Source organism: Aquimarina sp. MMG015 (genome assembly GCF_018100855.1).
GTDB lineage: Bacteria > Bacteroidota > Bacteroidia > Flavobacteriales > Flavobacteriaceae > Aquimarina > Aquimarina latercula.
The window spans coordinates 96,274-115,591 of sequence record NZ_JAGJEB010000009.1; the positions used below are offsets into that span (position 1 = coordinate 96,274).

General features: G+C 32.3%; 19 protein-coding genes. 13 read left to right on the forward strand and 6 right to left on the reverse strand.

Features of this window, described 5'->3' with window-relative positions; all coding sequences use genetic code 11:
• Positions 1–2 precede the first annotated feature (2 nt).
• From J8L88_RS17245 to J8L88_RS17260, 4 genes are read left to right on the forward strand one after another with little or no spacing between them, the layout of a single operon-like run.
• Positions 3–590, forward strand: a complete 588-nt coding sequence (locus tag J8L88_RS17245) for a HupE/UreJ family protein (protein WP_027391891.1) — start codon at positions 3–5, stop codon at positions 588–590.
• A 28-nt stretch (positions 591–618) separates the two neighbouring features.
• Positions 619–1,572 (forward strand): DUF5829 family protein, encoded by a 954-nt coding sequence (locus tag J8L88_RS17250; protein ID WP_211061399.1) that lies wholly within the window; start codon positions 619–621, stop codon positions 1,570–1,572.
• Positions 1,573–1,606: 34 nt separating this feature from the next.
• Positions 1,607–2,434 carry a hypothetical protein gene (locus J8L88_RS17255; RefSeq protein WP_211061400.1) on the forward strand — a complete coding sequence of 276 codons (828 nt, stop codon included), beginning with the start codon at positions 1,607–1,609 and terminating at the stop codon, positions 2,432–2,434.
• Between the two features lie 12 nt (positions 2,435–2,446).
• Positions 2,447–3,664 carry a GTP-binding protein gene (locus J8L88_RS17260; protein WP_211061401.1) on the forward strand — a complete coding sequence of 406 codons (1,218 nt, stop codon included), beginning with the start codon at positions 2,447–2,449 and terminating at the stop codon, positions 3,662–3,664.
• Positions 3,665–3,753: 89 nt separating this feature from the next.
• Here J8L88_RS17260 and J8L88_RS17265 read toward each other — a convergent pair whose 3' ends face one another.
• The 5 genes from J8L88_RS17265 to J8L88_RS17285 are packed head-to-tail and all read right to left on the reverse strand — an operon-like array spanning position 3,754 to position 7,794.
• The gene (locus tag J8L88_RS17265; RefSeq protein WP_118385688.1) at positions 3,754–4,668 is read right to left on the reverse strand and encodes a bifunctional UDP-sugar hydrolase/5'-nucleotidase; all 915 of its coding nucleotides are present in this window, start codon (positions 4,666–4,668) and stop codon (positions 3,754–3,756) included.
• 12 nt (positions 4,669–4,680) lie between these two features.
• Positions 4,681–5,475: a 5'-nucleotidase C-terminal domain-containing protein gene (locus J8L88_RS17270; protein ID WP_247666504.1), complete on the reverse strand. Its 795-nt coding sequence runs from the start codon at positions 5,473–5,475 to the stop codon at positions 4,681–4,683.
• A 45-nt stretch (positions 5,476–5,520) separates the two neighbouring features.
• Complete coding sequence (locus tag J8L88_RS17275; RefSeq protein WP_118385687.1) at positions 5,521–5,955, reverse strand: hypothetical protein; 435 nt, start codon at positions 5,953–5,955, stop codon at positions 5,521–5,523.
• Entirely contained in the window at positions 5,948–7,111 is a 1,164-nt protein-coding gene (locus tag J8L88_RS17280; RefSeq protein WP_118385686.1) for an ABC transporter permease, read from the reverse strand. Before J8L88_RS17280 ends, J8L88_RS17275 begins: the two co-directional genes overlap by 8 nt.
• Before the next feature lie 50 nt (positions 7,112–7,161).
• Complete coding sequence (locus tag J8L88_RS17285; RefSeq protein ID WP_118385685.1) at positions 7,162–7,794, reverse strand: ABC transporter ATP-binding protein; 633 nt, start codon at positions 7,792–7,794, stop codon at positions 7,162–7,164.
• Between the two features lie 103 nt (positions 7,795–7,897).
• Here J8L88_RS17285 and J8L88_RS17290 point away from each other — a divergent pair, with 103 nt between their 5' ends.
• The 8 genes from J8L88_RS17290 to J8L88_RS17325 all read left to right on the forward strand — a co-directional run bounded on the left by J8L88_RS17290 (position 7,898) and on the right by J8L88_RS17325 (position 17,410).
• Positions 7,898–8,302 (forward strand): MerC domain-containing protein, encoded by a 405-nt coding sequence (locus tag J8L88_RS17290; protein WP_233557601.1) that lies wholly within the window; start codon positions 7,898–7,900, stop codon positions 8,300–8,302.
• Between the two features lie 6 nt (positions 8,303–8,308).
• Positions 8,309–8,986 (forward strand): GTP cyclohydrolase I FolE, encoded by a 678-nt coding sequence (gene folE / locus J8L88_RS17295; RefSeq protein ID WP_027391900.1) that lies wholly within the window; start codon positions 8,309–8,311, stop codon positions 8,984–8,986.
• A 174-nt stretch (positions 8,987–9,160) separates the two neighbouring features.
• The gene (locus J8L88_RS17300; protein ID WP_211061402.1) at positions 9,161–9,973 is read left to right on the forward strand and encodes a S9 family peptidase; all 813 of its coding nucleotides are present in this window, start codon (positions 9,161–9,163) and stop codon (positions 9,971–9,973) included.
• Positions 9,974–10,113: 140 nt separating this feature from the next.
• Complete coding sequence (locus J8L88_RS17305) at positions 10,114–11,013, forward strand: GTP-binding protein (RefSeq protein WP_211061403.1); 900 nt, start codon at positions 10,114–10,116, stop codon at positions 11,011–11,013.
• A 308-nt stretch (positions 11,014–11,321) separates the two neighbouring features.
• Positions 11,322–12,017, forward strand: coding sequence for an ABC transporter ATP-binding protein (locus tag J8L88_RS17310; RefSeq protein ID WP_027391902.1), 696 nt, complete (start codon positions 11,322–11,324; stop codon positions 12,015–12,017).
• A 26-nt stretch (positions 12,018–12,043) separates the two neighbouring features.
• The gene (locus tag J8L88_RS17315; RefSeq protein ID WP_027391903.1) at positions 12,044–14,542 is read left to right on the forward strand and encodes a TonB-dependent receptor; all 2,499 of its coding nucleotides are present in this window, start codon (positions 12,044–12,046) and stop codon (positions 14,540–14,542) included.
• Positions 14,543–14,615: 73 nt separating this feature from the next.
• Complete coding sequence (locus J8L88_RS17320; protein WP_211061404.1) at positions 14,616–16,067, forward strand: DUF3526 domain-containing protein; 1,452 nt, start codon at positions 14,616–14,618, stop codon at positions 16,065–16,067.
• Positions 16,064–17,410 carry a DUF3526 domain-containing protein gene (locus J8L88_RS17325; RefSeq protein WP_211061405.1) on the forward strand — a complete coding sequence of 449 codons (1,347 nt, stop codon included), beginning with the start codon at positions 16,064–16,066 and terminating at the stop codon, positions 17,408–17,410. Before J8L88_RS17320 ends, J8L88_RS17325 begins: the two co-directional genes overlap by 4 nt.
• Before the next feature lie 25 nt (positions 17,411–17,435).
• On the opposite strand, the gene J8L88_RS17330 is transcribed toward J8L88_RS17325, so the two are convergent.
• Positions 17,436–18,494 (reverse strand): succinylglutamate desuccinylase/aspartoacylase family protein, encoded by a 1,059-nt coding sequence (locus J8L88_RS17330; protein WP_211061406.1) that lies wholly within the window; start codon positions 18,492–18,494, stop codon positions 17,436–17,438.
• Positions 18,495–18,642: 148 nt separating this feature from the next.
• Here J8L88_RS17330 and J8L88_RS17335 point away from each other — a divergent pair, with 148 nt between their 5' ends.
• The gene (locus J8L88_RS17335; RefSeq protein WP_027391906.1) at positions 18,643–19,248 is read left to right on the forward strand and encodes a pyridoxamine 5'-phosphate oxidase family protein; all 606 of its coding nucleotides are present in this window, start codon (positions 18,643–18,645) and stop codon (positions 19,246–19,248) included.
• Positions 19,249–19,318 lie beyond the last annotated feature (70 nt).

Consider the following 19,318-nt stretch of genomic DNA (forward strand, 5'->3'; position numbering starts at 1 on the left):
TAATGGATAATTTAAGTTCTTTTTTTATTAATGGATGGCATCATATCGTAGATATTAATGCATACGACCATTTATTATTTGTAATGACATTATGTGCTGCTTTTAAACTAGAGCAATGGAAGCAAATATTAGTAATCATTACCGCTTTTACTATTGGGCATAGCGGAACTCTTATTCTAAGCGCCTTAGATATAATTCCGGCAAATTCCAAACTTATAGATATGCTCATTCCTTTTACCATAATGTTAACTGCATTAGCCAATATTATCAATTACAATAAACATGGTAAATTTTCTGATACTAAAGTAAAATATAGCATTGCCTTAATTTTTGGGTTAATTCATGGATTAGCATTTGCCAGCAATTTTAAATTTATGCTATTTAGTGATAGCATAATTATGCCACTATTGGCTTTTAATATTGGTATCGAGGTTGGACAGTTATTTATTGTACTCCTTTTTATGTTATCCCTATGGATATATACTCAATTTATTAGGGGAGAACATTTAAAATGGAACCTGTTCATTTCGGGAGCTGGTTTTGGAATTGCTGCCACGATTTTATTAAATGCTTTTAATGATATACAATAATAGACTATGTTAACAAAGGAGTTTTAATATGTTTAAACAAATAGCTATTTACTTAATTCTTTCATTTTTGTTTGGATCTTGTGGGGCACAAGAAAAAAAAGAAGAATTTGAAGTTATTATTGATCGAAAAAAAATTGATGCAACTTTTAACAAAGATGTATCTAAGTTATTATTAGATCATTTATACGTGGTTGTAGATAGCATTACTTATGAAAAATTAATAAAAAACAATAGCTGGAAAAGTAAATATGCCTCTATAGATATAGGATTACCAGATTTTGCTCCCGCAGATCATAAAGTATCTACCTGTTATTTACGAGGACATCAACATTATATTGAAATCTTAAGTCCAAAAAATAACTATAACGAACCTGTAGGAAAAAGTGGAATTGGTTTCTCTTTAAAAAACAATGACGAACATTTTCATTTGGGTGTTAAACCAAAATTAAAAACTACTAAAGACTCGCTTCTTTATGCTATGGAAACTGTTGAGATGCCTTTGGATGATCATAACCATACCTGGTTCAAGGCTTTTTACACACCAAGTCCTGGCACATCTTTACACACTTGGTATGGTTTTTATAACCCAGCTTTTTTAGATAACCTTCTAGGCAAAAGACATACCACATATTCACGGGAAGCATTTCTTGAATCTACGTATACTGATGAAAAACTTTTTAACGGGATTAAAGAAATTCATTTAAGCTGTATCCCAAATGATTATCGCCGCGTAACCCAAGAACTAAGGCATTTAGGTTGTAAGCTATTAGAAAAAAACGGAAATACTCTAACCATAGCTAGCGGTGACATTACTATTAATATTCAACCCTCTAATCAGATCGAATACAGTCAAATTACCAAAATAATTTGTCGATTAAACGAAAAAGATAACAGCACGATTCAATTAGGTAATGTTACCATAACCAATCAAGGGAATGAATCTACATGGAATTTTGATAAACTTCATAAAAACAATTTTTAGAAAACACTGTAATATTATTTAAAATTAAAACAAAATGAACAAAAAAACTCACTATCAAATTATTGTAACTCTTCTTTTATTTTTTGCTATTACATCCTGTAAACAAGAAAAAAAGGCTCCAGAAACTACTGATGAGTTAGAAACAGAAATTACTGAAGAAGCCGAAGTAGTACAATCTAAAATTACCTTAGAGAAATTAGAAGGTTCGCCTGCATATAAAGACGCCGCACTTATTTTAGATACTTCTGATGAAATAGTCGCTAAAAAATCTGGAGAAATGGATTTCTCTTTTAACGTTGAAAATTATGAATTAGGTGCTCAAACTAAAGGTCCAAACGCACAAAAACTAGCAAATTCTGGGAAAGGACAACATATTCATTTCATCCTAAATAATCAGCCCTACTCTGCACACTATGAACCAAATTTTAAAAAAGAAATACCTGATGGCATTCACCATTTAGTTGCCTTTTTAAGCCGTTCATTCCACGAATCAGTAAAGAATGAAAATTCTGTAGTTGTTCGTAAACTAGTAGTAGGAGAAAAACCTGAGGATAAATTAAACCTTAATATGGAGGCACCAACACTAATTTATAGCCGACCTAAAGGTGAATATACTGGTGACGGTACAAAGGAAGTATTATTGGATTTCTTTGTACTAAACACAAAACTTTCTAAAGAAGGAAATAAAGTTCGTGCAAAAATTAATGGCACAGAATTTACAATCACAGAATGGGTTCCTCACGTTATCAAAGGGCTTCCTATGGGAGAAATTACTATTCAGCTAGAATTAGTTGATGAAGCTGGAAATTTAATTCCAGGGCCATTTAACAAAGTGACTCGTAAGATCACCTTAAAAAACTAAAAAATAAAGCCCATGAAAAAATTACCTGTAACTGTATTAAGTGGCTTTCTTGGAGCAGGAAAGACGACACTTTTAAATCACATTTTACATAACAAAGAAGGATTAAAAGTTGCTGTTATTGTAAATGATATGAGTGAAATCAACATTGATGCACAGCTTGTAGAAAATGAAAACACCTTATCTAGAACCGAAGAAAAACTCGTTGAGATGTCTAATGGTTGTATTTGCTGCACCTTAAGAGAAGACCTAATGGTGGAGGTAGAAAAATTAGCCAAAGAACAACGCTTTGATTATTTGATTATAGAAAGTACTGGGATTTCGGAACCTATTCCTGTAGCACAAACCTTTAGTTTTACTAGTGAAGATGGACAACTAGACTTAAGCAAGTTTAGCTATGTAGATACCATGGTTACTGTTGTAGATGGTTATAATTTTCTAAGGGATTTTTCTAGCCCACAATATCTAACAGATAGAAACCTTACTAATATTGAGGGAGACGACCGTACTATTGTTAATCTATTAACTGATCAAGTAGAGTTTGCCAATGTTATTTTGCTAAATAAAGTAGACTTGATAACGGAATCAGAATTGAGGAATTTATATGATATTATCCATAAATTAAACCCAAACGCTCGTGTTATTCCTACTCAAAATTCTCAAGTATCAATACGTGAAGTAATTGATACAGGTTTGTTTGATTTTGAAGAAGCAGAAGCATCTGCCGGATGGATACAGGAACTCGAAAATGAGCACATCCCGGAAACCGAAGAATATGGGATTGGTTCTTTTGTTTATCGAAAATGCAAACCCTTTCACCCTGAACGTTTTTTAAAATTTGCTACAGATCACTTTCCTTCAAATATTATTCGTAGTAAAGGATTATTTTGGCTTGCCTCTCGTCCCGACCAAGCCCTTATTTGGGGTTCTGCAGGAGGTTCACTCAAAACAGATCCAGCCGGAGTATGGTGGGCTTCGATGCCTTTTAGTGAACGAATCACTTATGCTTCGTTTTTAGATAATCAAAAAATGATTGAAACTGAGTGGGATCCTACATTTGGCGATCGTAAAATCGAACTCGTATTTATTGGTCAGAACATTGATGTTGATCTGGTAACTAAACAATTGGATGATTGTTTGATTACAAAATCAGAACTTGACGAATGGAAAAAAGGAGTATTTGCTGCAAATGATCATTGGCCAATTCCTAATTACGAAGGATCATCCATCTAACATATAAAACTGAAAGGTGTGAAATAACAATAAATCCGGTTAACTAAAAGCTAACCGGATTTATTTATATTCTATATATTATTAGAATTTTATACAACCATAGCAGTTCCGTCTGAAGTTTTATTTTTTTGGCTATCAAAATAAAAATCTATCCTACCTAGGTACAGACCGTAACACCCAACCTGATTTACCAGCACATTTTTATCTTTTCTATTTTTTACTACTGTTGGTTCTTTTAGAAAGGTATGCGTATGTCCACCTATAATTAGATCAATGTTTTCTGTAGCTGCCGCTAGGCTTAAATCACTCACTTTATTTGGCTCGTTTTTATAATCATATCCTAAATGAGATAAACATATAACCAAATCACACTTTTCTTCGTTTTTTAATACAGCACTCATGTCCTGAGCAATCTCTATTGGATTAAGATAGTTAGTCTCCTTATATAAATCTTTCATTACAAGTCCTTCTAACTCTATTCCTAAACCAAATATTCCAATCTTAATAGAATCCTTTATTATTATTTTATAAGGCTTTACGAACGTATCCATAACTGTATTAGTAAAATCATAGTTAGCGGACACAAAATTAAATTTTGCATAAGGCAATTGTGCATGCAATCCTTCAATCCCATTATCAAAATCATGATTCCCTATAGTTACTACATCGTATTTAAGCATACTCATCAACTTAAATTCTAGCTCACCTCCGTAAAAATTAAAATAAGGAGTTCCCTGAAAAATATCACCTGCGTCTAATAACAAAGTATTAGGGTTCTCTTTTCTTATATTTTCGATAATTGTAGCTCTTCGGGCCACTCCCCCTTTATTAGAATTTCTACCATCATTTGGCCCAAAAGGATCTATATGACTATGTACATCGTTTGTGTGTAAGATGGTTATCTTTTTCGCGTTACTCGCAGAAAAAGAAGATAAACCTACACCTCCAACTGTTAACAAGCCAGCCGTTAATGCAGAATGTTTTACAAATTCTCTTCGTTTCATCGCTTTATTTAATTAGTTGGTTTGTAAAAATCTATCGTCAATTTTCGGTGCAATTGTATCTACTTTTTTAAAGTAGTCAATCATTGCATTCCTAATTTTATAATTCAACTTATGAGCCTTGCCCGCTTTTTTAAAAAAATACATCTCACTACCACCATGATACAGATAATCATTAGTTGCTACGAAATAAACCTTGTCTTCGTTAATTTCCATATCATTAATCAAAGCTTTCACGATATTAAAATCTTCATTAACGGTCAATTTTAATCCAGAAATAGGATGTGCTTTTCTAGATTTTTGTAAATAGGAAATCAATTCTTTAATATGGGCGCCATTCATTTCCACAACTATGATACTATTCTCAAATGGCATCACCTGATAGGCAGTACGTGCGGTAACATTACCTTTTGGAATTGGTGCTCGTATTCCTCCTTGATTTAATAATACCATATCAATGGCACTTTTAGTTTTTGAGATAAAAAAAGGATTGGCTTGTTCTAATACGATATCGGCCATTAAATTACCAATAGCTGTATTAAGGTTTCCATCTCTTTTAGAGTAAGTTTCTGGAGCATACGCCAAGGTACTATCCAAAGTCTTATTTACATGTTCTTTATAAGGTTTTATAAAAGCCTCCACATCTGAATTATCCAGAGTAGTATCATTTATTTCAATTCTCACTCCTTCTACTTTTATAAGATGTTCTTTTTTCTTACAAGATGAGAAAACCAATATGAATGTAAGCAATAAGAAACTCTTATCAATCATATTTTTTCGTAGGTAATTATGATCTATTATTTTATCCATGATTAATTCTTTCTCTAGCAGCTAATGTATAATTTTAATTCTATTTTACTGTATCAATCTAGCGGTTGCTTTTTTCAATATATAATTACAGTGATCAACATCATCCGCATTTAATTCTAGTATTCCCGTTACTTCTATTATTTGGTCTGTTTTATAGCCAGGTTTATTTTTAAAAATCACTTCTACAATAGTTTCAGGACCAGCTCCCCCGCAGAAAAAACAAGATGACATTGGATTTCTAGAAACCATAAAAAACTCTTCTTTATAAGAAAAATCTAAAAAATAACCCCTGATACTAATTTTGGATCCTTCATAAGACTTTATTTTAGGTCCAAATGTTGGTTTCAAAAAATAATCATCATAATGTACGTTATAAATATCTTGAAAACTAACATCTGTAAAATCATCCCATAACAATTTTTGCTGAGCCATAAGATGAAGTGGGATACTGAAGACCAGAAATAAAAATACTTTACGCATCGGCTAAAATTTTAGAAATATTTAATTTAAATAAAGAATAAGAAGCAAAAATTGTAGCAAGTATTGTGGTAAAAAGTACTAGAGTGAATATAAAAAACTCTTCTGTATCAGGTATACTTATCTCCAATTGATACTGATATACCTCTGAAGCTAAGGTTGCAAATAGCAAAACACTTCCTCTACCTAAAATCCATCCTAAAATGCATCCAATGATGGATAAAGAAAGTGCCTCGTAAAAAACTAATTTCAGCAATTGAAAGTTCGTTGCTCCATATGTTCTTAATAAAGCTAATTCATGTTTTCTTTCTCTAACAGTCTTTATTAGGTTAGTAAAAATACTTAACCCTGCTACAAGTAGTATTGCTATGGCAATTCCATTAATTGCCTGAAAACCAACACCTAAAAATCTCAATAATCGGTCAATCTCTAATTTTGGAAGTGCTGCCTGTAATGAGCTATTTTTATTGATAGATCTAGAAAGTTGCAAGGCCCCAATAGGGTTTCTGAAATTTAATAATAAAGCTGTAATTTCTTTATGCTCTTCCTCGTGCTCTGTATGTTCCTCACCTTCGATGTGTTCTTCATCTGATGGATGCTCATGAACTTCCCAAATACTTTCAAGATTTGTTATAATAAGATCATCTACTACTGTTCCTGTAGACACTAAAATTCCACTAACTACAAAAGGTTTATCATCATGAATATCAATTTCATTTTGTATCAACCCATGAGAACTAACAAAAGTACTTCCAACGCTAAGGTTTAAGTTACTAGCTACTTTACTACCCAATACCGCTTCAAAATTTTTCGTGTTTAGTTTCCCTTCTTTACAGGTAGCATTATATTTAAGTAAATACTGACTAGAAGTTCCTAAAATCTTATAACCTTTATAATTATCACCATAAGAAACAGGTATAGCTTCCTTTATCATAGGATTTTTACTTATCCTTAAAGCTTCATCTAGAGATATATTTCCAGTTGGGTTATCTATGTGAAAGATAGTCGATAATACAAGTTGCAAAGGACTTCCTTTTGCCCCAACTACCATATCAAATGGTTTACTATTTTTCTCTAGATGATGATTAAGCTGTTTGCTTATTTGTAAAACAAAAGTAGCTAACAAAATACTTAACGTTAATAGCAAAACGCTAAGCATTGTATTAAGAGGTTTTGAAATGAGATTTTTAAACGCTAAGTATAACAAATTTAGAGGATTATATGTTTATCAAAATGTGGTTTAACTCTTTGATCATGGGTGATAATGACCAAATTACTTTTGCAAATCTGAGCCTCTTTTTTTAATAAGGAGATGACCCTCTCACAATTCTTATCATCTAAATTAGAAGTAGGTTCATCTGCTAAGATTACCTTTGGTTTATGTATAATCCCAAGAGCAATGGAAAGTCGTTGTCTTTGACCCTCGCTTAATTCTTGAACTTTCTTATTCCTAACATTCATTAAATCTAATTTCTCTATTAATCCTATTCTCCTTTCTTGATCTATTGTTTTTTTAGACAGTTTCTCACGAATTTTAATGTTCTCTAATAAACTTAAAGACTTAATAAAATATGCTCTTTGAAAAATTATTCCTATATGCTTACCTCTGAAATTATTTAATTGATTTCTTGTAAGTTGTTGCACACAAGTATTACCAATAAATACATTTCCTTTTTTTGGAACTAAAAGACCAGCCATAATATGTAACAACGTAGTTTTACCAATACCTGAGTCTCCCAAAATCAAAGCATTTTGTTCAAATGATAAATCTATGTCTGGAAAATAAAAAGTATTAGTTTTTGTGTTCTTATATGCAAACCTTAACGATGTCGTTCGGATCATAAAAAAGTTTTGTCAAAAATAAATAAATATTATTAACGCAACAAAGTTGCGTTTGTAAATTATACACTATCTTTGCCCTCATTAAAATATATACACTTTTACTTTGAATATTTTACAAATACGCAGCAACTCCGATACCTTAGGTATTATAGCCAGTAGCTTATGTTTAGCACACTGCTTAGCAACTCCTTTTTTATTTCTAGCCAATACCGGCTCCACCTTATTTCAAGATGGACATTCTTTATGGTGGAAATCACTGGATATTATTTTTTTAGGGCTTTCATTTATCGCAATTCGTCAAACCACTAAAACCACCACAAACCATAGAATAAAATATGCTTTTTGGTCAGCTTGGACGATGTTGTTATTTATTATAATGAATGAAAAACTATCAATTATACCGCTTCCTGAAGAAGTTATTTACGTAGTATCTTTAATATTAGTAGGATTACATTTTTATAATAAGAAGTACTGCCGTTGTAAAGATGAAAAATGCTGCACAAATTAATGCATAATGAGCACTAAGAATCAAAACGAAATAGAATTAATTGGAGATGCGCATATTTCCAATTCAACAGAAACTCCTTTACGGGCAAATGCTTTTGACACATCTGATGAAGACAAAATTAAAAACATACAACATCATTTTGCTGAAATCATGAAAGAGTTAGGACTTGATCTAACCGATGACAGTCTCTCTGGAACTCCTTACAGGTTTGCGAAAATGTATGTAAAAGAACTTTTTTACGGTCTAAATCCAAAGAACCGCCCTAAGACTTCCATTTTTGAAAATAAATATGGATATCAGAAAATGTTGGTTGAGCAAAACATCAATATTGATTCTTCTTGTGAACATCACTTTTTACCAATTGTTGGTACCGCACATGTGGGATACATTCCTAAAGAAAAGGTAATCGGGCTATCAAAAATCAATAGATTGGTAGATTATTATGCCCATCGTCCCCAAGTACAAGAAAGATTATGCTTACAAATTTTAAAAGACTTACAAGAAACTCTAGGAACTGAGGATGTGATTGTAGTAATACAAGCTAAACATCTTTGTGTTTCCTCAAGAGGAATTAAAGATAAAAGCAGTTTTACGACTACCATCGAATATAGAGGAAAGTTTATTGAACCGGATACTAGAAAAGAATTCTTTGATGTTATAAACAAACCTTTTGAAAGTATTTAAATGTTAGAAATCATTAAGTAAAAACCAATAATGAGATATAAACTAACATTACTTTTGCTTTTCACTATTTTTAAGTGTTTTGTTTCTTTTTCCCAAAATGGGAAAATTATAGAAAAGGAAAGGTTAATTTTAAGTGATTCTATAATTACCAAAATTCACAAGGCTGATTCAGCCATGATTAAAGCACTTAAAAACATTGAATTTTTTCGAATTACATATCTATCAGACTCTCTTAAAGTTAAAGGTTTTATCGTTAAACCAGTTCAGAAAGGTAGTTTCCCTTGTATCATTTCAAATCGCGGAGGTACAGGTGAATTCGGGAAATGGAATGAGACTGGAGTGGGTTTCTTTTTAGGAAAACTTGCTAGTTGGGGATATGTAGTCGTGGCAAGTCAATACCGAGGTAATGATGGTGGTGAAGGACAAGAAGAAAGAGGCGGAAAGGACGTAAATGATGTACTAAGTCTTGTTAATACTTTAGGAGAAATTGATAATGCCGATACATCGAGAATTGGAATAGAAGGTGCTAGCAGAGGAGGTATGATGACATATCTTTCACTTAAAAAAACATGTCAATTCAAAGCTGCCGTTGTCCTTGCGGGTGCTGCTAATGCTTTCGAACATCTCGTACATAGACCCGATTTTGAAGAGCATGTATATGCCAAGGTTATTCCTAATTATTATGAAAATAAAGAAAAAGAACTCAAAGCACGGTCGGCAGTATTTTGGGCTGATAAAATGTGTAAAACAACTCCAATGTTAATAATGCAAGGTAGCGCTGACTGGCGTGTTCCGGCAACAGAATCACTAGAGTTATTGAACAAGTTGTATGAATATAAACATCCAGTTCGTTATATTTTATTTGAAGGAGCTGATCACCGAATATCTGAATTTAGAAAAGAGTTTTTTGCACAAACCAAAAGCTTTTTTGACTTTTATGTAAAAGAGCTTAATGATTTACCTAACATGGAGTTACATGGCAGATAACCTTCTTTTATTTAAAAGATGGATTAGTATTAAAAGTGTTGTATTGTTATTCGGAAATATAATCCCCGTCTAATCCAGTGGTATTTTACTCCTTTATTAATCTTCTTTAACCATATAAAATTTTACTTTTTTATTAAAACATGGAAGCTATAATTACAATTGTTGGTTTTTTGGGAGCTGGAAAAACGACACTTTTGAAGCATTTGGTAACAAGCTATATCAAGAATAATTGGAACCCTTTTATTGTTCTAAATGATTATGAAAATGCAAATCTCGATGCACTTCAGCTTATCGATAAAATTGATCCTAAATGGATAAGAGCCCTTACAGGTAGTTGTATTTGCTGTAGTGGTATTAATGAATTAAGAGATCATGTAAACCGAATTCCAGTACGTACTAATGGAGTTACTTTAATCGAAGCCAATGGCACTTCTGATGCATGTGCGCTAATGGAGTTCTTAGGTGTTGGACTTAACGATAGATTCTTACCCCCTATCCAGATATCCGTTGTCGATGTAAAAAATTGGCAAAAAAGAGGAGAATATGATGAGCTAGAAGCAAATCAAGTACAAGTGTCTTCATTGATTATCCTAACTCATCTTGAAAAAACAACTAAAAATAGACAAACTCTTGTTAGGAAAGAATTAAAAGCACTCAACCGATTCGCTAAAATTATGACAATGGATGAAATTGATGCCACACTGCTTCCTGAATTTTTGCCTTCTAAAAACATCGCTCAAAAACTTGATCATCAAAAAGCACATTGGTCTTCTTGCTCCACAGATCTGCCAGATCTGCCCAACTTAGATTGCATATATACTATCTGCAATGCATTACCAAAAAGTATACTAAGGGTAAAAGGTTGCACAAAAATTGGAGACGAAAAAAAGTATACTTATTTTGAACGTAATCCAGATGGTCAAGTTTTTATTCGACCATTTAACGGCATACCTATCACAGGTCCAAAACTTCTTACTGTAGGACCGGGAAGTGAATCTTCATTATTAGAAAAAGTTATCCAAACTAGTCTTAAAAAATAAAACTAAGACCCTAGTAAAATAAAAAAGAGTATCGCAGTAAATAGACAATATGCTCTACATATTCTTTATAAATATACCAATCTATTTCCAAAAATGAATCAAATAATATTTGTGCTAATACCACAGAATTTTAAAATCCATTAACATAATATTAACGCAACAGTGTTGCAAAAACAAATATTATAATTAAGTTTGCAACATAGTTGCTTTAAATACTCTTTTACAGTATAAACTATATGTTTTTTGATCAATTGTATAATTTGATTAAGGAACAAAAAGGGCTTAACTCTCAATTAAAAAAAACTCATATGCTTAAAGCAATAAATCTCACCAAAACATATGGTAAACATCAAGCACTTAGCCAATTAAATTTATCAGTTGATAAAGGAGAAATATTTTGTTTACTAGGTCAAAACGGTGCCGGAAAAACAACTACTATTAATTTATTTTTAGGCCTAATTGAATCTACTAGTGGCGAAGCTTTAATTAATGGAGTTACCGTTACACCCAATAATAACAAAACCACTAACATGATTGCATACATCCCTGAAGTTGTGCAATTATACGGTAATCTATCTGGTACTGAAAATTTAAACTTCTTCAGTAGATTGGCGGGTTTTAAATACTCAAACAAACAGCTTTCTGACTTTTTATCAAAAGCAGGACTACAAGAAAACGCACATCAAAACAAGCTATCCTCCTACTCCAAAGGGATGAGACAGAAAGTTGGTATTGCCATTGCACTTTCTAAAAATGCGGATTACATCTTCATGGATGAACCCATCTCAGGTTTGGACCCCAAAGCCACACTTGAGTTTACCAAAATTTGTAAAGAATTAAGCAATGACGGCAAGGCTATTTTTATGGCTACTCATGACATTTTTAACGCAGTCAATGTAGGAACAAAAATTGGAATTATGAAAGAGGGACAACTTGTACATACTTCCAATACCGACTCTATAACCGCAACTCAACTACAAGATTTATACTTAAAAACTATCTAAACGTAAAACAAATCAATTAACACACAATGAAACTTTTTAGATTATTACCCACCCTTTTATTTATACTATTTGGTTGTGCCACATTTGCACAAGTAAAAGTAACAGGAACCATCGTCGACGCCGAAAATACTCCAATAGTCGGAGCTACCATTTTATTAGAGAATTCTGAAAATAATTTTGGAAAACTAACTAATAGATCTGGACAATTTGAAATAGATGCTCCTTCTGGCAACTACAACCTAGAAGTGAGATATTTAGGATTTCAATCCTATAAGAAAAGTATCGAAATAGGTGATGATTCTACATTTGACGTAGGAACTATTCAATTAGAAGCAGGTACTGAGCAATTACAGACTGTCGAAGTTGTCGGTCGTGTAAGAAAAGATTACAATAGTGATTATTCCTTTTCTGCTACCAAAATAGCTATTAAAAATAAAGAATTGCCTCAATCGGTAGCTACAGTAACTAAAGAACTTATTGATGATCGTCTAGCATTTCAATTACCAGATGCTGTCAAAACAGTAAGTAGTGTATCAGCGACGGGATTATATAATCATTATAACATTAGAGGTATAACTCAAGCTGATGACGGACAAATGCTTAATGGAATGCGTACACGTCAATATTACTTTTTACAACCTATAACATCTCACCTTGAGCGTGTAGAGGTTATCAAAGGGCCTTCTTCAGTAACTTTTTCTAGTGCAGATCCTGGTGGAACTGTAAATATGGTAACTAAAAAACCATTGACTGAAAAAAGAAATTCAGTAAGTTTAACAACAGGGAGTTTTGGAACTTTAAGAGCGACAGCTGATTTCACAGGACCATTGAACGAATCTAAAACTTTATTATATCGTTTTAATGCGGCTTTTCAAGAAGCAGATTCTTTTAGAGATGTTGTAAATAACAATGCTATTTTAATCACTCCTTCTTTAAGTTATATTCCTAACGATAAGACCTCACTTAATGTTGAAATGATTTACAATAACGCCGAGGGTAATTTAGACAGAGGTCAGCCAATTTTTGGTGCAATTAATGGCGAGTTTGATTTGAATAGCACACCAATCACAAGAAACGTAGGTGCATCAAACGATCACTATAAAACTAAAGAACTCATATTCATGGCTAATTTTAGTCAAAAGTTTACTGAAGACTTTGGCTTTAATGCACAGTTCATGAAACAAACTTGGGATGAAGATTTAGCTGAGCATAGAGTTGATGGTACAGCCGTTGATATTGATGGAAATGTGATTCCTACACTTGCTAGAATGCGATATGACAAAAGACAACAATTTTGGGAAACAGATAACTTTAGTGCCTATTTTAATTATGACATCAAAAAAAATAATATTACCAATAAATTATTGGTTGGATACGATGCTACGAGATGGGAAAGAAAAATTGGAGCTGGATTCCTTCGCGCAAGAAGATATCTAACAGTTGATGGAGGTCAGGCTAATTACGACCCAACTAATCCTGGTAATTTTCAGCAAATGGTTGTAGATGGTGTAACTATGCCAGTACCAGCTGTTCCACATTTTAATTTAGAAAACCCTTTTAATGGAGCCAGAAATACAAATAGTTATAATCTTGCTGAATTAACAATTCCTGCAAATTTAAACACTTCAAACGGTATCTATATTCAAAACCAATTCAAAATTGGAAAATTATCAGCATTAGTAAACTTAAGGTATGAGTGGTTTACAGACATTTTTGATTACAAAAATGATGAAGAAGAATTTAAAACTAGTGCTTTTGTACCTAGACTTGGTGTAACTTATGAAATTACAGATGATATTAGTGCGTATACAACATATTTAGAAGGATTTCAACCACATACGAATACAGTATCATTATCTCCAACTGCAGAAGGTTTTTTCTGGGCAGCCTCACCAAGTAGATTCGATCCATTAGAAAGTAGTCTAATAGAAGTAGGTGCTAAAGGAGAATTTTTAAATGGAAAAATCTTTGCCAACTTCGCAATTTTTAATGTTACTCAAAAAAACATCTTGCTAGGAGACACCTACGATTTAGATAATTTAACAACAAGAGGAGAACAAAGAAGTAGAGGTTTTGAAGCAGATATATCAGGTTATATACTACCAAATTTACAATTAACAGCTTCTTATTCTTATACAGATGCTACAATTGAAGAAGATGCTATCGCAGAATTTATAGGAGCTCGAATCGGTGGGGCTCCAAAACATAATGCAAATTTTTGGGGGAGATACGATTTTAATTCAATTTCATTTTTAAAAGGAATTGGAGTTGGTTTAGGTGCACAATATGTAGACGAAAGATTTACGTGGTACAATCCTACATACGATACCAATAGAGTATTATTACCAGAATACACAATATTTGATGCAGCTGTATATTACAAGCCTAGTTACATCAATATGCAGTTAAGCCTAAAAGTAAACAACCTATTTAATGATACTTATTGGTTAGGTGGTCTTAACCCTTCTAGACTAGGACCAGGTGCTCCAAGAAATATTTTGTTAAATGCAACGTATACATTTTAAAGAATGAAACCGATATGATTGGATCAATCATATCGGTTTTATATCACCATTGACAAACAATAAAAGCGAACATATGAAATGGGTTAATATTAAGTTATTCGTATTAAACTTTTGGCATAATGCAACAACTCCCAAGAGTTTCTATCTATTGTATTCCATTTTTATAGTATTAACGTGCTATGCCGCTGTTAGTGGTGTGAAAAATCATATTACACAGAATGAAATTCGATTAGATCATCAAGTCAAAGCTAGACAGAGTTGGGAGGCTAACCCAGATAAGCATCCACACCGAATGGCTCATTTTGGAACTTTTGCTTTTAGAATAAATGCTTCCTTAGGAATATTTGATCATGGGTTAGAAAGTTTTACTGGGAATACAGTTTTTTTAGAAGCCCATCGACAAAATAGCGTAAACTTTTCTGAAGCTACTTTTTCTACAGGTATGCTGCGATTCGGAGAATTAAGCTTATCATTATTATTACAGCTAGTACTTCCGTTGGTCCTGTTTTTTTTAGGATTCTCTAGTGTTGCAAAAGATCGCCAGAATGGAACGCTAAAAATGTTATTGTCCCAAGGAGCTACCTGGAAAGAGATCTTATTCGGAAAATCTCTCGGACTTTTTGCTATTTCTATGTTGTATTTTATTCCCGTTTTTTTGACAGTAATTATTGCCCTTTTGATTTATGGACAACAAGGTGCTAATGATTTTCTTTGGCTACGGTTATTATTCATAAGCTTTGGCTATTTAGCTTTTCTATTTATTATATCAACCTTAACCATCATTGTTTCTGCAAGCACCCATACTTCAAAAGGTGCTTTACTTAGGTTATTAGGTATTTGGTTACTATTAGTGGTGTTATTACCAAAATCTGCACAAGCTATGGGTAATTATTGGTTTCCTACTCCTAGCAAATTAGCATTTCAATCTGCTATTGAAAAAGAAGTTATTAAAAAAGGTGATAGTCACAATCCTAATGATCCACATTATAATAATCTAAGGGACTCTGTTTTAAGTGTTCATAATGTTAAAAAAGTAACAGATTTGCCTTTTAACTACTCAGGTTTTGTTATGAGAGAGGGAGAAAAAATAACGGCTAATTTGTATCGAAAGCATTATAAAAAATTGATCTCTATTTATAACAGTCAAAATGATGTAACCCAGTTTTCATCATTTATCAATCCTTTTACTGCTATCAAACAATTATCCATGATAATGTCAGGAACAGATTTTTCATCTTATATTGATTTTCAAGATCAAGCCGATACGTATCGTTATCAGTTAGCTCAAACTATGAATGAATTACAAATGGAATATATAAGTCCAAAAAAAGAAAGTGGATCTGAAGGGAAAAAACATGTAGTTGATCATGAACATTGGTCAGAATTTAACGATTTTAGACACCAACCAATGATTTTTTCTAAATCAATTAAAGAAGCTTCTCTTACATTGATCTCCATAACATTATGGATGTTATTTGTCTTCTGGTTATTGTTATTCACATCAAAAAAAGCAAAAGCTATATGACAACGTTAAAGTTATTTTTACAGCAATGTATCAGATCTAAAGAGGTCCGGATAAGTTTATTGCTTATTACACTTTTAGGTATAATTAGTATTGTTATTGGCAATAAACATCTGGAGAGACAACAAGATGCAATAGCAGAAGTAAAATCATATCAAGCACAACATTTTGATCGACAAGTAGCGCTGCATAATGAAGACTTAGGGTTATTACTATATTATGCAAAATTCGCCTATATAAACAACTTAAACCCATTAGCTGGACTATCCATTGGTCAGTCAGATGTGAATCCTACTGTAAAGCGAATTACTATTAAGACTTTTGAAGCTCAAAAATATGATGCTGATTTGGTAAACCCAATGAATTTACAATCCGGTAATCTCGATCTATCATTTGTAATCATTTATTTATTTCCATTATTAGTCATTGTGCTATCTTTTAATGTTCTTTCTGAAGAAACAGAAACTGGTACTTGGCGATTAGTAACCATACAAGCGAGATCTAAATTAGGGTTCATTATATCAAAGCTTTTAATCCGAATGCTATTATTATATGCTGCACTAATCGTTCTTTTTTTCATAGCAAAACTAGTGCTTAATCTAACTTTTGACCGTAACTTATTTTGGATGTTAGGGCTATCAATGTTATATATCCTATTTTGGTTTACGCTTACTTTTTTTATCATTATTTTCAAGAAATCTTCTGGTTTTAATGCCTTATTACTTTTATCAGTTTGGCTAGTACTAATCATTCTTTTACCTGCTGGCATTAATGCATATGTATCAACGAAATATCCGGTCCCAGAAGCATTAAGCACAGCTATAGCACAGAGAGATGGGTATCACGTTAAATGGGATACTGATAAATTAGCAACTATAGAGAAGTTTTATGAACACTATCCTCAATTTAAAAGATATGGATATCCTACAGATGGGTTTAACTGGTTATGGTATTACGCCATGCAACAAATGGGAGATGATGACTCTAAAAATCAACAAGAAGCTTTAAATGAAAAGATAAAGCTACGTGAACAAACCAGTAATCAAATTGCATCCATAATTCCGAATATGCATATACAACTAGTTTTTAATCGACTATCTGGAACTAGTATGAGCCAGCAAATGGATTATCTAGAAGCTACTGATGCGTATCATGAAAAACTAAGATTGTTTTTTTATCCAAAAATATTTGAAAAACAACAAGCAGAGACTATCGATTGGAAACAATTTACTCCAGAATATTATGAAACAAACACTAAGATATCACCTGTAAGAAGTATGATTCCAATTGTAATTGCATCCATATTTATGATTTTGATTTCAATACCAAGAATAAGACGTTTATAATTCGAATAGTAAGCTTTGTGTCTCTTTACATTGTTGGTATCATACCAACATTCATAATAGTTTCACCTTTATTAATAGGAGGAGTACCAATCATATAAAGGATCATTCCATTTTGTGATGCCTTAATATTTTCTAATGTATTGCCAAAAAAATCAGTTATGTATCCAACTGGTTCTCCTTTTTTAATAAAGTCCCCTGCTTTTTTATCAGAATAAAAAAGTCCAGTTGATAGACTTTTAATTGTAAATCGCTTCGTTACGATTATTGGTTTTGTGGAAACAAATTCGTCATTAGAGCTAGAGCTCATCATGTTAAGATGAACTAATAACGAAAACATTCCATCAACAATTCTATTCGTTTCCATTTTATCAGGAATCCCCAATTTACCACACTCAATATCAACCGAAGGTATTTTACGATGAAATGCTTCTTGTGAACAATACAAACTAGGTGTCTGGAGTCGTTCCTTTTTAATATTAAAAATGATTGTATAATCAAAACCCATTGCTAAAGCCATTTCTTTTCCTTTTCTAGAAACTTGTGGGAGCGCTTCGCTCTGATACCAAGCATTATAAGAACGTAAATCTTCTGGAGCATCCCCAGCATGTATATCAACGAAGAAATTAGATCTTGCGATTACTTCTTTAGTAAGTACATCTGCCATGCGTTCGGTTATAGATCCATTAACATCGCCAGGAAAAGAACGATTTAAATTCTTATTATCCAATGGGTTTAAAAAAGGGCTTCTACCTAAAAAAGCCGGCACATTAGCTATTTGCACTAAGATAATAGTACCTGATAACTTTGTTGGATCTATTTTTTGATTCAATTGCTGAGCGGCAAGAATAGGTGGATATTCATAGCCATGAACTCCCGCTGTGATTCCTAAAACAGGCCCTGATTTTAATCCATGAAATATAGTAACAGGAATATATGTACTATCCTTATCACTAACTACAGGTATTTTGAAATTTTCTTTAGTTCCTGGTTTGATAGATTTATTTTGAAAAATAAAAGAATTTTGTGCTATCCCATTAGCGACAAAAAAAATAAAAACGTATAACAATAGTCTTGTGTTGAGCATATAAACAAAGATAATTAAGCTTATACAAAGTAAATTATAATAAGCTTTTATACATCATTATTATAATATAAAGTTTTGGTAAGTTTTATTAAAATTATGAAAGCTATTATAAAATACATAGACTATTAAGGTGATTTAAAATTTAGATATGAGTAAGAATTTTGTTAGTGATATAGCGTTTAGTGCAGAGGTAAAAAAGCGACAGGAAGAAATGGGGTCCAGAAAAACTTATCAAAAAATGGCAGAACGTCGTGATTGGCAGGATGAGATAAATGATAGTCTTAGATCTTTTATCAGTTTAAGAGATTCATTTTATATGGCTTCTGTAAATGCTAATGGGCAACCTTATATTCAACATCGAGGTGGACCTAAAGGATTCCTTAAAATATTAGATAAAAAACACTTAGCATTTGCTGATTATTCTGGAAACAGGCAGTACATATCAGTTGGTAATTTTGACACTAACACTAAAGTTCATCTTTTTTTAATGGATTACCCTAACAGGATGAGAATAAAAATTTGGGGAGAAATTGTTACTCACGAACCAAATAACCCACTTTTACAACAGGTACTTGATGAAAATTATACCGCCGAAGTAGAACGTATAATAAAAATTAAAGTTAACGCGTGGGATATCAATTGTCCTCAACATATAGAACAAAGATTCACAACCGAAGAATTTCAACCTCGTGTAAAACAACTTGAAAATAAAATAATCGAATTAGAAAAACAGTTAAAGGAACTTCAAAAATAGAACTATAAAAAAGGATAATTAAAAACTAATTATTTTTCCGCTTTTATATAACAAAATATAATTGCCAATT